Origin of the sequence: Mangrovivirga halotolerans (assembly GCF_026241165.1) — a bacterium.
Taxonomy (GTDB): Bacteria; Bacteroidota; Bacteroidia; order Cytophagales; family Cyclobacteriaceae; genus Mangrovivirga; species Mangrovivirga halotolerans.
Window position 1 is genome coordinate 634,645 of record NZ_JAPFQN010000006.1, and the last position, 13,060, is coordinate 647,704.

Annotated in this window: 13 protein-coding genes; 11 read left to right on the forward strand and 2 right to left on the reverse strand. The window is 30.9% G+C overall.

The window, feature by feature from the left end:
• Positions 1-5: 5 nt before the first annotated feature.
• Positions 6-1,316, reverse strand: coding sequence for a peptidoglycan DD-metalloendopeptidase family protein (locus tag OO013_RS13660; protein WP_266057456.1), 1,311 nt, complete (start codon positions 1,314-1,316; stop codon positions 6-8).
• Between the two features lie 778 nt (positions 1,317-2,094).
• Here OO013_RS13660 and OO013_RS13665 point away from each other — a divergent pair.
• The 10 genes from OO013_RS13665 (at position 2,095) to OO013_RS13710 (ending at position 10,573) form a co-directional block, all read left to right on the forward strand.
• Complete coding sequence (locus tag OO013_RS13665; RefSeq protein WP_266057457.1) at positions 2,095-2,442, forward strand: hypothetical protein; 348 nt, start codon at positions 2,095-2,097, stop codon at positions 2,440-2,442.
• 343 nt (positions 2,443-2,785) lie between these two features.
• On the forward strand, positions 2,786-3,538 hold the full coding sequence (locus OO013_RS13670; RefSeq protein ID WP_266057458.1) for a hypothetical protein: 753 nt from the start codon (positions 2,786-2,788) through the stop codon (positions 3,536-3,538).
• Positions 3,539-3,823: 285 nt separating this feature from the next.
• Complete coding sequence (locus OO013_RS13675) at positions 3,824-4,264, forward strand: hypothetical protein (RefSeq protein ID WP_266057460.1); 441 nt, start codon at positions 3,824-3,826, stop codon at positions 4,262-4,264.
• A 132-nt stretch (positions 4,265-4,396) separates the two neighbouring features.
• Positions 4,397-4,732, forward strand: a complete 336-nt coding sequence (locus OO013_RS13680) for a DUF8617 domain-containing protein (protein ID WP_266057461.1) — start codon at positions 4,397-4,399, stop codon at positions 4,730-4,732.
• Positions 4,733-5,295: 563 nt separating this feature from the next.
• On the forward strand, positions 5,296-5,790 hold the full coding sequence (locus tag OO013_RS13685) for a hypothetical protein (RefSeq protein ID WP_266057462.1): 495 nt from the start codon (positions 5,296-5,298) through the stop codon (positions 5,788-5,790).
• Positions 5,791-6,439: 649 nt separating this feature from the next.
• Complete coding sequence (locus OO013_RS13690; protein WP_266057463.1) at positions 6,440-6,844, forward strand: hypothetical protein; 405 nt, start codon at positions 6,440-6,442, stop codon at positions 6,842-6,844.
• 275 nt (positions 6,845-7,119) lie between these two features.
• A complete protein-coding gene (locus OO013_RS13695) occupies positions 7,120-7,497 on the forward strand; it encodes a hypothetical protein (protein WP_266057464.1) in 378 nt (125 codons plus the stop codon).
• Between the two features lie 250 nt (positions 7,498-7,747).
• The gene (locus tag OO013_RS13700; RefSeq protein WP_266057465.1) at positions 7,748-8,197 is read left to right on the forward strand and encodes a hypothetical protein; all 450 of its coding nucleotides are present in this window, start codon (positions 7,748-7,750) and stop codon (positions 8,195-8,197) included.
• Positions 8,198-8,915: 718 nt separating this feature from the next.
• Positions 8,916-9,407: a hypothetical protein gene (locus tag OO013_RS13705; RefSeq protein ID WP_266057467.1), complete on the forward strand. Its 492-nt coding sequence runs from the start codon at positions 8,916-8,918 to the stop codon at positions 9,405-9,407.
• A gap of 725 nt (positions 9,408-10,132) precedes the next feature.
• Positions 10,133-10,573, forward strand: a complete 441-nt coding sequence (locus OO013_RS13710) for a hypothetical protein (protein ID WP_266057468.1) — start codon at positions 10,133-10,135, stop codon at positions 10,571-10,573.
• Positions 10,574-11,201: 628 nt separating this feature from the next.
• On the opposite strand, the gene OO013_RS13715 is transcribed toward OO013_RS13710, so the two are convergent.
• On the reverse strand, positions 11,202-12,110 hold the full coding sequence (locus OO013_RS13715) for a DUF2279 domain-containing protein (protein ID WP_266057469.1): 909 nt from the start codon (positions 12,108-12,110) through the stop codon (positions 11,202-11,204).
• A gap of 253 nt (positions 12,111-12,363) precedes the next feature.
• Here OO013_RS13715 and OO013_RS13720 point away from each other — a divergent pair, with 253 nt between their 5' ends.
• Entirely contained in the window at positions 12,364-12,918 is a 555-nt protein-coding gene (locus OO013_RS13720) for an REP-associated tyrosine transposase (protein ID WP_266057470.1), read from the forward strand.
• The last annotated feature ends 142 nt before the right edge of the window (positions 12,919-13,060 follow it).

Consider the following 13,060-nt stretch of genomic DNA (forward strand, 5'->3'; position numbering starts at 1 on the left):
GTATATTATAGTTTTTTATTTTCTGATTCAACTTGAGCGACAAGATTATCTTCAGAACGACCATTTACTTTGATCGCCTTTAACAAACGAATATATTCATTCTTTGTTTTATTGAAAGCCTCAAGACTTTCTTCTTTGATTGGTTCTGAAGGAGGTAGATCTTGTGCCATTGGATCAACTTGTCTGCCGTTTTTCCAGAATCTATAGCATACATGAGGGCCCGTAGCTAATCCGGTGCTTCCAATGTAACCAATAACATCACCCTGTCTTACTCTTACTCCGGGACGAATTCCTGATTTGATCTTCGACATGTGAAGGTATTGAGTAGTATAAGTTCCGTTGTGTTTTACTTTAACGTAATTACCATTGTATTTTGAATAAGTTGCTGCGACAATAATACCATCACCTGTTGATCTGATCGGAGAACCATGAGGGGCAGCGTAATCTGTTCCAAGATGTGCTTTCCATCTTTTCTGCACAGGATGGAATCTTCTTCCTGTGTATCGGCTCGTAATTCTTGAAAATTCTACAGGAGCTCTTAAAAATGCTTTTCTTAAGCTGTTTCCTTCCAGGTCAAAATAGTCTTCGCCGTCACCCTGATCAAAATTCACTGCATGGTAATCACTTCCGAAGTGGTTTAATTCGGCAGCAACTACACGGTTAAATCCGACAACCTCACCGTCTACCTGATTTTCTTCATAAATAACACGGTAGTAATCTCCCTTTTGTATTCTCCAGAAATCTACCTGCCATCCAAAAACATCGGCGAGTTTATCAACCAATGCAGGTGAAGCACCCTGGTCGGTCATACTGATATAAAGAGAGTTTTCTATTACTCCGGAGATTTCTCTTTGAACAACTTCTATTTCTCTTTCAATTTTATTGATGTCAACAGAATCGTTGAAAGAATAGACGATATATTCAATCGGGTTTGGTTCATAGATAAATGCCAGTGCGCTTTGAGCAGTGTCTTTAGGCATTATCACTGTATATTTTTTGTTTGCCCTGATCTTGCGGACATCAAAAATTTCTTTTGATTTGTTTGCCAGCTCATGGATCGTTTGCATGTTGATCTTGAACTGACTGAGGATTTCACTCAGATTTTGATTGGATTCAACAATGCCCTCTACGACATCGATACTATCAACATAGTATCCGTAGAACATTTCTGGTTCAACATAAATTTCAGCTGAATCTATTTGAGTCTCAGCATTTGAAACGGTAGTAATCGTTTCTTTTTCATTGTGAAAGTAGAACCAAGCGGCAACCGCGATTAGCCCTGTAATGATAATTCCTGTTAGCCTGTAAAGTTTCATTTCTGGAAATAATTAAAAAATCCACACATTTTTCCTCATCTGCAAAATAGGACTATTTATCCTTAATTATCAATGTTTTAGCTGATTTTTAATCAGATTTATCTAAAAAAGTATATTGAGAATACCTAAAAACTCTAAATAACTAAATATTAAATGAGTACTATAATTAACTAATAACAACAGGAATATTGAATTATTGTAACGGCCGGAATATTTATTTTTTAATAAAAAAAAGACCTATTATCAGTCTTTAATCTTATTTCTTAGAAGGGTACCCAATATCCGGAAACAGCCTTCCTGGTAATTTTAACCCTATAGTTGGCGTAACGTTTACCGGGTAAATGTTAATAAAAATCAAATTTCAGAAAGTAAGGAAATTTGATGAATTAAATAGTTTTATGTGGGTTTGTTATTTAGTTTTTTGGTTTTTCAAGAAGATTTTAGACTGTTTGGTGTCACTATGAAAGGAAAAATCGTCTGAATTGAAAATGCTGACATTCATCGTCAGTACTAAGATGGGTAGGATTAAAAGATGATAGGATAATAGTTTAAAGAACGAGAGGCTTTCTTTTATTTCTGGAGGCTATTTTTATATCTTCGTACGGCAATTAGATTCGCAACTTTCGCCAATGGATATGTAGTCAGAGGTAAAGATTAATGGATGTTATTTTGTTGTAGGATGACCGAGTCACAGACTCTGCATTTCATAAAAAAGTTTGAAGTTGTTCTAAGGAACACTCCAAACAGCGGGGAGAGGAAATAAAATCATTAACAAAGAATGCGGAAACAAATTAAAAGAATTATAAGTTTCATTTTTATTGCAATAATGTTGTTTTTTATTTCAAGCGAATTAATTAATGACTATAGATCAAAGCAGGATATTGAAGAAAATTTTGCTACCACTGAAGGTGAAATTATTGATTACTATATTGTTGGAACGGATTCACCCTATTTAAAGTATCAATACATGGTAGATGGGAAATCATATAAGAAATCCACAAGTGTATTTTCCGCATTTATGGGTTGTGAAAAATCTAAGGAATGTTTAGGGCGAAAATTTGTTGTATATTATTCGAAGGTAAATCCATTAAATAGTAAAATAGATTTAAAGCAAGAAATAAAATAAACCATCTGGCGCCCTCTACAGGGCATAGAAATTGGACCAAATATAGTCTGAACTAAGATGAATAGGATAAGAGGATGATAGGATATCAGTTGATTAATTAGTTTTATAAAATAATTAAAGCCTTCAGATTATTTCTGGAGGCTATTTTTATATCTTCGTACGGCAAATAGCTTCGCAACTTTCGCCAATGGATATGTAGTCAGAGGCAAAGATTAAATGATGTTCCTTTGTTATAGAATGACCGAGTCACAGACTCTGCATTTCATAAGTAAGTTTGAAGTTGTCCTTGGAAATACTCCAAATAGGGGAGGTTAATAAAAATGATTGTCAAGAAATGAAGTTAATGATAAAAGTACTCAGCTTATTTGTAATCACTCTTTTAATTATTGGGTGTCAATTTTCTCATGATGAAATAGAAAGAAACAGAACAAATATTAAAATAGACAGTGTTCTAAATGATATAAAAAATGAGATAAATTATGATCTTAAGTTCTACTCGTATGTTAAAAATGACACCTTTAATTTAGAAATAGAGTCTTATGAAGATACAACTAAAAATTTTTACCACTTTACAAATCCTAATTTGCAGAAATTATTAAATGACAGAATAGTTAAGTTAATTAATGATATTTACCAACTCGACAAACCATTAAAGGTTGGTTATTCATTTGAAGGGTTAAGTAAAAACAACAATACAGCATATGTCCTAGGTTTCGAGAACCAAAACCAAATTTTAAACAGTTTCAATGACTGCCCGAAGTACGATGATGTAATCAATATTATTTTTGATGGATTTTACGAATATGAGGAGTTTTACTATAAAAACATCCTTATTATTTTAGCAACTAATGATTTTGAAGGGATCGACATTCCTAAAATGACTTTTTATGATTATTTGAAAAAGATTTCCTGTAATACTGATGATAGGAATTTACAAAAATCTTTGGAGGGATTATTTGTTTTAACTTTTGCTGATATTGAAAAAGATGATCCCCATATAAAACATCATTACTGGGAAACCATATCGGCTATTTATCTAAAATTATATAACTCCGATCTTAAAATAAGATATAAAGATTTATTAGAGAGGAATTAAATTAACTATTAATTGTCTTATTCTTAAATGGGTTTACCACGCTGTTTGGAATTAAGCGATAGCGTAACTTCGAACTTTTAAATTGTCTGAACTAGGATTAATAAGGTTGATAAGATGATAGGATATCAATTGAATTATGAACCCAATAAATAATGCTAATGGTTTAAGATCATTTCTAGAAGCGTATTTTAATCCTTCGTCGCGTGATTAGCTACACAAGGACTGCTGGTGAAGGTATCTCCAATTATGTTAATTATAGTTAGGATACGATAACAACAATTTAATATGAAGAAAGTACTGATATTTTTAATATTTATTCTATTCATTACCCTCGGCCTTAGTTTTGGAATTATACAACATATTCACAATGAAAATTTTAATAAAGAATTTGACTTAATACTGGTAGGTGAAACTAAATATATCCAGAAACAAGGAAGGTATGATATTGTGGGGATTTCGATAGAAAAGTCAAATGTAAACTGTTTTGATTCTTACAAAGAATATGAGGTATTATATATACGTATTAATAATGATAAAGCTGAGATAATCCTACCATCTAACCATTTATCAATAGGGGACAAAGTATATTTAAATGGAAAAGAATCATATGTATTAATCCAAAAGCCAAAGGATGAAGAAGATATTGTAATACCTATATTTTCTCCCTTATTAATTAATCTAACTTTAGATAATTCTGATTTTCGTATTACCACTGATTGTCAGTGAAAAAACATTTATTTTTTGAAGTTGTAATATTGAAACACTCCAATCTGCCGGGAGGAGAGGATCGCTAAAAGTGCATTGATCCTTTAAAATATTTTAAGGGCTGAAATACAAAAAAAAATAACTTGATTAAAAATGATAATTATAGAATGCAAATGCTTAAATACTTTAACTGATGATAGTCCCACCACTAAATTATTAGAATGGTATGACCCAAATGAATTTGACATTTTTACAGATAAAGTAATTAAATATTTTATGGAATTTAGTGAGCTGAAGGTAAAAGAGAAAAGAGACTGGATTCTAAAACAATATAATGGATATGAAAAGGCTTTAAGTTTTTCCGATAAGGCTATTCTTGAAGATCTCATTTTTGTAGATAGGCCTACCTCTGAAATATGGAAATGTTTAAAATGTGGTAGATTATGGATGGAAGAAAACGGGCAGTTCAAATGCTTCAAAATGGAGTAATTACTAATTAAGCAAACCTATATTTCTCAAAATTGGTAGTTAGCTAAATGGAAAAGAGCAAGAGGAGATTAAATGCAAAAGAATTTAAAAATCAAACTGATTGTTTTTGGAGAATGGTTATTAATAGCTTTTTTAAGTTGGATTACTTTTATTAGTTATTCATCATTATTAGATTTTTTTCCCTGGGGTGATTCTGAAAGATCCGGCCTTCATTTATTGATTGTAAGGAATATAGTTGGGCCATTCTTTATTATTGATTTTATATTCAGGATTATCTTTCACAAGAGTTTTTTTAAAAGGATTTTAAAGAAGAAAATTATAGTATCAGTTTTAATTATTGTCCTCATTTACATTCCGATGATTACCATTTCTAATAGTATATTGATCGGCGCTTTATCTTCTTTTATAATCATACTAATATGCTTTTATGATTTTTATCTTAACCTTGTCAAATTATAAGATCTTCGAAACCCCGTTTAACTTAAATGATAGGACTTAATTGCATTACGACCTTAAATTTTTCAATTACAGGATATCAACAGATAATTTAGAAACAATAAACAATGAAGTCTTTCAAATCATTTCACGAGCAAATTTTAATTTATCTTCGCTTCGCATTTATTTTCACTATTCTGCCTGTTGTGGTTATCATTAGTTTATCAGGTTGTGAGACAGATAAAAACTTATATATCTACTTGTCAAATGAAAGTTATGATCAAAAAGAGATTCCAATCAAAGTATTTATAGATGATAGTCTGTATATAGAAGAAACAAGTCATTTTTCCATAGTTTCGAACAGTTTTGACTCATATGTATTTAAACTAGATAATGGTGATCATGAAATTAAGGTTGTAACAGACGATCTAATGGAAATTAAAACAATAGACTTTCCTAAGGAAAAATATGTGACCATATTATATCGATATAAATTATTAGGTCAGGAGGGAAGAGAGTTTTATAAAAACTTATATGGTAAAGATCACGGTTATGATACCGTTTTAAAGCCAAAACAAATACTAATTGGAATTGAAGAAAGTCAGGATTATATAATGTATTAAAAACCAATATTGGGTAAACGTATATCTTGTTATGGTGGATTATTCATTAATATTATGAAAAGTATAAACCTAATTAAATCGCAGGCATTAAATTTTATTTTAATATCAATAATATTAAACTCGATTTTACTTTATCTAACAATAGTTTTAGAAAGTAAAATATTTGAAGGCACTTACATATTTACATATATTTCTTATTCATTTCTAATTAGTTTAATTTTTATTAGAAAATTAGATTTATCTCATTTATCTAAATTCATTAAATCATTTTTTATTACAATAGTTTTAATTCTAACACTACTAATGTCATATGTTTTTGTAACTGTAGTTTTCCATGGAATTATGAGCTACTTTTCATTGAGAGACACAATAATAAGTGAGTACTTTTTCTATGGGATAATATTTACATTGTATCTAATAGAAATAATTATATACTATAAAATTTTAAATGTAAACGCCACAGTAAAGGTTTGGTCATTAGTTTTTATTACTATTTTAATTCAATGTTTTTTTATAAAATATAATTTTGATTGGTTTGTACAATTTGCTTTTTATACATGGGTATTAGTAAGCGGTTTAATACGTTTTTTTCTGCAGCCAGGTAATTTTAAAGTGCAAATGGAGAGAAGCCCGAAAAACAATTAAGTAAATGAAACATGGTCTCTTTATAATTTTGCTATTAGCTTTTGCGCAATGTCAGACTGATTCAGAATTTACTCTAACAATTAAAAATTCCAGTTATAGTGTTGATAGCTTAAAGGTTATCGTAAAAATAGATAATAAGGTTGTTTTGAGGACAATTGTTGATAATGATAGTATTGATCATTCCCATAATAGTTATAATTTTCCTCTCACAAAAGGGGAACATAATATAGAATTATATTTTCCTAATGCAGTGGGGAAAAACCATATCATTAGGGATATCAATTATCCAATGGACAAGCAATTAAATGTTATTTATTATTATTATCGTATTTATAATGAGGAAAAACAATCATATAGGGAGTATGATTCACCCAGGTTTCAAGTGTTTTTTGGTGAAATTCAATATTAATCCACTCTGAACTAAGAATTAGTGTGTGTAAACGTGGTAAGTCAAACAATGGTCTTCACAGATAAGCTCAGCTTCGGCGTGCCTTTATCTTCAGAACATGCGACAGAGGGGTAACTGCCTAGAGAACCTTGAGGCTTAAGATAAAAGCAAATCTTCAATTTTCAAGAAGAGCCCGATTGTAAACTACCTTAAGAAGACGCAAGAAACTAGGGGAGCTATATAACGACAACTAACATACTGAAATGCAAAATCAAAAAAGTAAAACCTATTAGGTTATGAAGACTAAATTCAATAATAAAACCAACAGGGTAGTTTTAATTTTTGTCATTGTAATCATAAGTTCCTGCGATGCCTACAATGGGTATTATATACAAAACAATTCTAACAATGATTATTACTTAACTGTAGACTCTAACAGCGATATTATTCTTGAGTTGAATAAAAATATAACTACTAGAGATAATCAATTTTTTATATTGAAACCAAAAAGTAAAATCACTTTATTTAATGGAGTAAATGACCTAAATAAAAGCGAAATACCTTTTAATAATATTATTGTTTTGAATTCGTATGGTGATACTACAAAAAATCTTTCCTCAAAAGATGAGGTATACAATTATTTTCGTCAGGAAAACATTTTAGTAATTAAATAGCTCCCACTGTCGTGCGTTGCTTTTCCAGCATAACTTGTGCCGTAAACTCAGTACCTTAATTCCATTATTTATTTTGATATAATCTCTATCTGATTTATTTTTCCAGCATCAACTATTGAGCTGTTATTATATTCACGCGCATTGCTTCGCTCCGCACACCAGAGAGAGAATGCAACTGAGAAAAATTTATGAGTAAATAAATAGCTAGGTACATTTAAATTTTACTTTCTGTTAAATCCATTTTCATATTATGTTAATGAAAATTAAAGGTAATATTACTTTTATTGTGGTTGTATTAGTAATAGGTTTTTTTGTTTATAATCTTATTCCAGAAATATCAGAGGATAATTTTGAAAATCGCAGATTGATATCGAAAGTAAATAAGGAAAAATTCATTTCATCTTCTTTTGATGGTATTGTTATCTCGAAAAATAGCATTCCAAATAGCAGAGGATTACACGAGTATATTTTGAAAAGAGGAAATGACACTCTAATATTCAGAGATAATTATAATTTCAATCTTGTTTTAGCTTATAGGTTGATAAATTCTGGAGATTCAATAAAAAAGGAATGTGGAGGTGTTTCAGTACACATTTTTAAAAATGCTAAAACAGATACAATATATGTAATCAAGGATGATTCCCTTGCACTAAGTTTTTATAATAAAAAGAGTTACCAGCACTTTGAAGAGGAAGGTTAAAATATTTATTATTTTCAATTGAGGTTATAATTAAATATGAGTATTGATTTAGAAAAACAGTCATTAAATTTTCAGTATTTTTCGGAAGACACTTTTGATTTTATCTTAATAAGATATTAGTTTCTCAGCTTGCGCATATAGGGTGGGTATATTTCTAAATGAAATATTGAGATAAATTAATGTCAGGTACAATAAAGGAGAAGTACTAATTGCAAGTATAGAAAATAATAATGGATAAGGAAACTATATTAATAATACTAATGTCACTGGCCATTACGTCTTTACACCTTAAATCTTATTTTTATTTCAAATATTTTATCTTGAGGGATGACAACCAAGATTTTATTGAGTTTATATTAAATCCTTCTAATAAAATTATAAAGTGTTTCTTTCCATTTCCAGTCTTTAGAAAAAATGATTCAACAAATTTCCGTCAGTATGTTCATTACGCTAACTTTTTTTTAATTGGCTTTTATTTTTTTATAACCTTGTTTTTTTTGATCATGACAAATAAAGTTGTTTTAACTGCTTAGCAGGGGCTATTTATTTGCAATTGTCTGCTTTTAGGATTTTTATTCCCTGAATTTAAAATGCTGGTACTTGCCTGTCTGACCTTCAATAGAATCGTCAGTAATTTTGGGTTTAAAGGATGGAGCGAGGGTAAAATATTTGAGCTTATGTGCTATTGAATGCAATAAAATTAACCAGAACAGGATTTATGAGAGTCAGCATAAGAATTATTCTACTTTTACTTTTGTCAATAGGTTGCTATGATCACAAAGAGGTAACAATTACAAAAGATTTTGTAATTAATCCAAATTGGACTCAAATGGATAACTCTTTTGAAATTTATAAGATGAAGCCAAAAGATAGTAGTAAAACGATCAACCCAAAAAACTATTCTAGTATAGAACTCTACCACGCATTGACTACGGATACAAGTTATTCATATGTTGCTAATGTTAAATACAATGGAGTAGATTATGCCCATCGCAAAGTATACTTTAACAGAGACAATGGGTTTGTTTGGACAAGGCCTTCTAATATAGATCCAAGTTTAAACTCAACATTTGAAACAATAGGGGAATTTGAAAGGGAAACATGGTATTTATTGGCAGGACTATCACAATATGGAACTCTTTATTATTTGTATATTGATGCTTCCGATAGCCTTCACGTGCATAAGGTAAGTGGTATGACTAATTATTAAAAATCTTGTCCTGAAATAGGTTTACACCCATGCTGTTTGGAGTGTTCCGCAGGACAACTTCAAACTTTTAATGAAAAGCAGGGATTGTATCCCGGGCATAGGGGAAAGTGTCTGAATCAGGATTAGATTGATTCAAGGATTAACAAGATTATTAAAACATAAACCGTAAGCCTTCAGGTTATTTCTGGAGGCATTTTTTGTGTTATCTTCGTCACGCGTTTAGTTTCCAACTTAGAACATCAGGTAGGTTTTCAAAATGACATAAATGAAGCAGACAATCAATAAACTAATTAAATCGTATAAAGAAGATCGTTCGATATTAATTTCTATAGTATACAATTTGATTTTTGTTTCCTCATTAATTATAGGGAATAAGTATCAATTACTTGTAGTAACCCTGTTTCCCACAGTTCTTTTCTATGGTTACATTTATTATAATATAGCTAGACGGAATAAAAAACCTTTCCCGAGGGTGGTATTATAAATTGTGTTATGCCTGTTTACATTTATTTATACATTAATTGATTTAAAATTATTATCAGCAGGATTACTTTTTTTATTCAATCTTATAGCCATAATTAAAATCACTTTACTTTTAGAGAAGGAGGTAAAGTCATTATCAGATATTGAGTTTAGCAGAAAAGAAATAGTATTGATGATAATAATGTCTCCTATTGGTATTTGGTATATATCAAATATATTTTGTAGTTCTAAGAAATAATGAAATGAAATATAAAGTTTTAATATTAGTATTGTTTATTACTATAATTCAGCTATCCTGTAATAGGCAAGATAAGCCTCATAATGAAATATTGTTAAATAATTTTAAAAATGAGAAAGAGAACTTCGATCAGTTAGTTAAAACTTTGAATCAAGACACGTCAATTAGTAAATATCATTCAAATATTTTGCTCCCAAAGGAAGTAAAAGAGGCAATTCATAAAATTGGTGTAAGAGAGTTAAATTATGTCAGCCGTCATGAAAAATGTAAAAATGAAATCGGATATGAAATTGTATTTGACAATTACGATTGGTATTTATATTATAATCAATGTAATTTAATTGAACTAAATTATGGAGATACTTTAATCCAAGATGGTGTAAGGTATTGGGGGATCAACTCTAATTGGTTTCTAGTTAATTTGCCACGGAAGTCTAAAGATTGAAAACCCTTTACTGGTCTAAGAATATGCGTGTGCAAACAGGTAGATCAAGCACTGGTTCAAGTTTGAACTTGGACCAACCTAGTCAGAATCAAGATTTTCAAGATTCAAGGATTAACTAGATAAAAGAAAACATAAAACGAAAGCCTTCAGATTATTTCTGGAGGCTTTTTTTGTGTTATCTTCTTACGGCAATTAGATTCGCAACGTTCGCCAATGGATAGATATTCAGAGGCAAAGATTAGTTGATGTTATTTTGTTGTAGGATGACCGAGTCACAGGCTCTGCATTTCATAAAGAAGTTTGAAGTTGTCCTGCAGAACACTCCAAACAGCGGGGGTTATTAGATCTATTTCAGTTCTTTATATTGCTGTTCTTTGTATATTCTTATATTATATACTCTCACTAGAAAATTATCATTTAATTGACGATTTACTGTTGTTTACATCGGTACAATTAGGATTTATAATTTTATATGCATTGTTGAAAATGCTTTTTTATTGGTTAAAAAAGTTGATTCAATAGTGATCTGATTATTTGGTTTAATCACAAAATAACCTACTTGCGCAAAACAGGCAGGGTTAAGAAAAAATTATCTGACATTAAGATTTTTAGGATAAGAGAGCCGTAGTTAAAAATACACCGGGTTAAATTTCACTCCATCTACTTTATTAAACTCCAGTGCAGGGAAAGGGACTTTTATAAGGTTTAAAGCAGTTAGCAAACCACGAACCCATTTTTTGTTAGTTCTGATCCTTGAAAAATCTACATCAAGGGAGATCAAAAATTGTCTGTGTCTTACAAAATCAGGAAATGGCTCTCCCTGGTAATAAGTCGGGTTATCAAACTCATAGATCATTCCATTCGCACTATACCCAAAAGCAATATTTAACCAGTCGGGTACTTTTTTGATTCCGGTTAACTTTTTAATGTTGCCGGACAACCAGTAGGTATGACCGTTATAATCCATGAAGAACCTCTGGAGATGAGTTTCACCCAGAGTAGGATGGTAGTCGGGATAGATACTCGGTGAATAGGAAAATTTCATCAGGACGATCTGTTCGTCAAACAGGGCTTCCTGAGCAGTGAAAATTGCTGCTCCGGCAGTATTTGCGATCATGTCGTACCATGAAAATCCCCATCCCTCATACATACCATCAAATACTTCGATCGGAGTTTGAAATACCAGTCCTACCGGTCCACCGTAGATCAGGGCTTTTTTCTTATTTACTCCAGCCATTCTCAAGGCATAATATGCAGAATAGCTATATCGATAAGCTCCAAAGGCATGTCCGGCCTTGTCCATTTGCAAGTATCCTTTAGAATCATCATAATAGTGGAAGGGCACCCGTTCATGATCTTTATACCAAATAAACTGAAGGAAAGAAAGCCCGGCGAGATAGGTACCGGTTTCAACTCCAATAGTTTTGATCAGGCGTTTTTTATTTATTGTGTCGGGATAAGACTCAGATAACTGATGCTGCCCGAAACAGGAAATTGAGAAGGTTAAAAAACATATGATCAATAAAAATCTTTTCATAGTTGACTGATAATTGATAATACTTTGTAATGAAAATTCTAAAGTAAAACTATAAAGGATAAATAAAAAATTATGGTTGTTATAATCGGTCTTTATCAGGATGCATTTCTTTTTTTGCATTACCCCCCTGGCGCGCGTTGCTTTTTCAGCATAACGCGTGCCGTACATTTTCCATCTCAATTCCATTATTTATTTTGATATAGTCTCTATCTGATATATTTTTCCAGTATCAACTATTGCATAATCAAAACTGATGTCTGAAAAGTATAAATTTAATAATCCGGAAGGGATATATTTTGTTACATGTACTGTGGTTTTTTGGATTGATTTATTTACCAGGAAAGAGTATAAGCATATTTTATTGGATACATTAAATTATTATCAGAGAAAAAGAGGATTAAATATTCATGCCTATTGTATCATGCCAAGCCATATCCATATGATAATAAGCGTGAATAAAGAGGGTGAAAGCTTATCTGCTATAATGCGAGATTTTAAAAAACTTAGTAATAAGTGGATCATATCGGAAATAGCCAGAATTAATGAAAGTAGAAGTGAGTGGTTGTTAAGAGCTTTTAAACGTGCAGGGAGTAAATTGAAAAGGATAACTTCAAATAAGATATGGATGGATGGAAACCATCCGATAGAATTGGATAATAATATAATGATTGAGCAAAGACTTGATTATATCCATAATAATCCGGTAGATGCAGAAATAGTAGATGAGGCTGAAAATTACTGGTACAGTTCAGCAAGAGATTATTTTGGTTATAGAAAGGGGCTTTTAAATGTGGAGCTGTTATTGTAGTCACGCGTATTGCTTCGCTACGCGCCTTTACTTTACAATAAAGATAAATCTTAATAATTTATTCTAAAGGAAGACAGAGGTGAACTATGTTACGCGCAAGGAATCAAGACCTATCTCGCGCATTAGTCCTCTGTCATTCCTT

Coding starts and splice junctions, on each gene's coding strand:
- OO013_RS13685 (WP_266057462.1), top strand. CDS start 5,296: ATGAAGTCTTTCAAATCATTTCACGAGCAAATTTTAATTTATCTTCGC.
- OO013_RS13700 (WP_266057465.1), top strand. CDS start 7,748: ATGTTAATGAAAATTAAAGGTAATATTACTTTTATTGTGGTTGTATTA.
- OO013_RS13710 (WP_266057468.1), top strand. CDS start 10,133: ATGAAATATAAAGTTTTAATATTAGTATTGTTTATTACTATAATTCAG.
- OO013_RS13695 (WP_266057464.1), top strand. CDS start 7,120: ATGAAGACTAAATTCAATAATAAAACCAACAGGGTAGTTTTAATTTTT.
- OO013_RS13670 (WP_266057458.1), top strand. CDS start 2,786: ATGATAAAAGTACTCAGCTTATTTGTAATCACTCTTTTAATTATTGGG.
- OO013_RS13715 (WP_266057469.1), bottom strand. CDS start 12,110: ATGAAAAGATTTTTATTGATCATATGTTTTTTAACCTTCTCAATTTCC.
- OO013_RS13690 (WP_266057463.1), top strand. CDS start 6,440: ATGAAACATGGTCTCTTTATAATTTTGCTATTAGCTTTTGCGCAATGT.
- OO013_RS13665 (WP_266057457.1), top strand. CDS start 2,095: ATGCGGAAACAAATTAAAAGAATTATAAGTTTCATTTTTATTGCAATA.
- OO013_RS13705 (WP_266057467.1), top strand. CDS start 8,916: ATGAGAGTCAGCATAAGAATTATTCTACTTTTACTTTTGTCAATAGGT.
- OO013_RS13675 (WP_266057460.1), top strand. CDS start 3,824: ATGAAGAAAGTACTGATATTTTTAATATTTATTCTATTCATTACCCTC.
- OO013_RS13720 (WP_266057470.1), top strand. CDS start 12,364: ATGTCTGAAAAGTATAAATTTAATAATCCGGAAGGGATATATTTTGTT.
- OO013_RS13660 (WP_266057456.1), bottom strand. CDS start 1,316: ATGAAACTTTACAGGCTAACAGGAATTATCATTACAGGGCTAATCGCG.
- OO013_RS13680 (WP_266057461.1), top strand. CDS start 4,397: ATGATAATTATAGAATGCAAATGCTTAAATACTTTAACTGATGATAGT.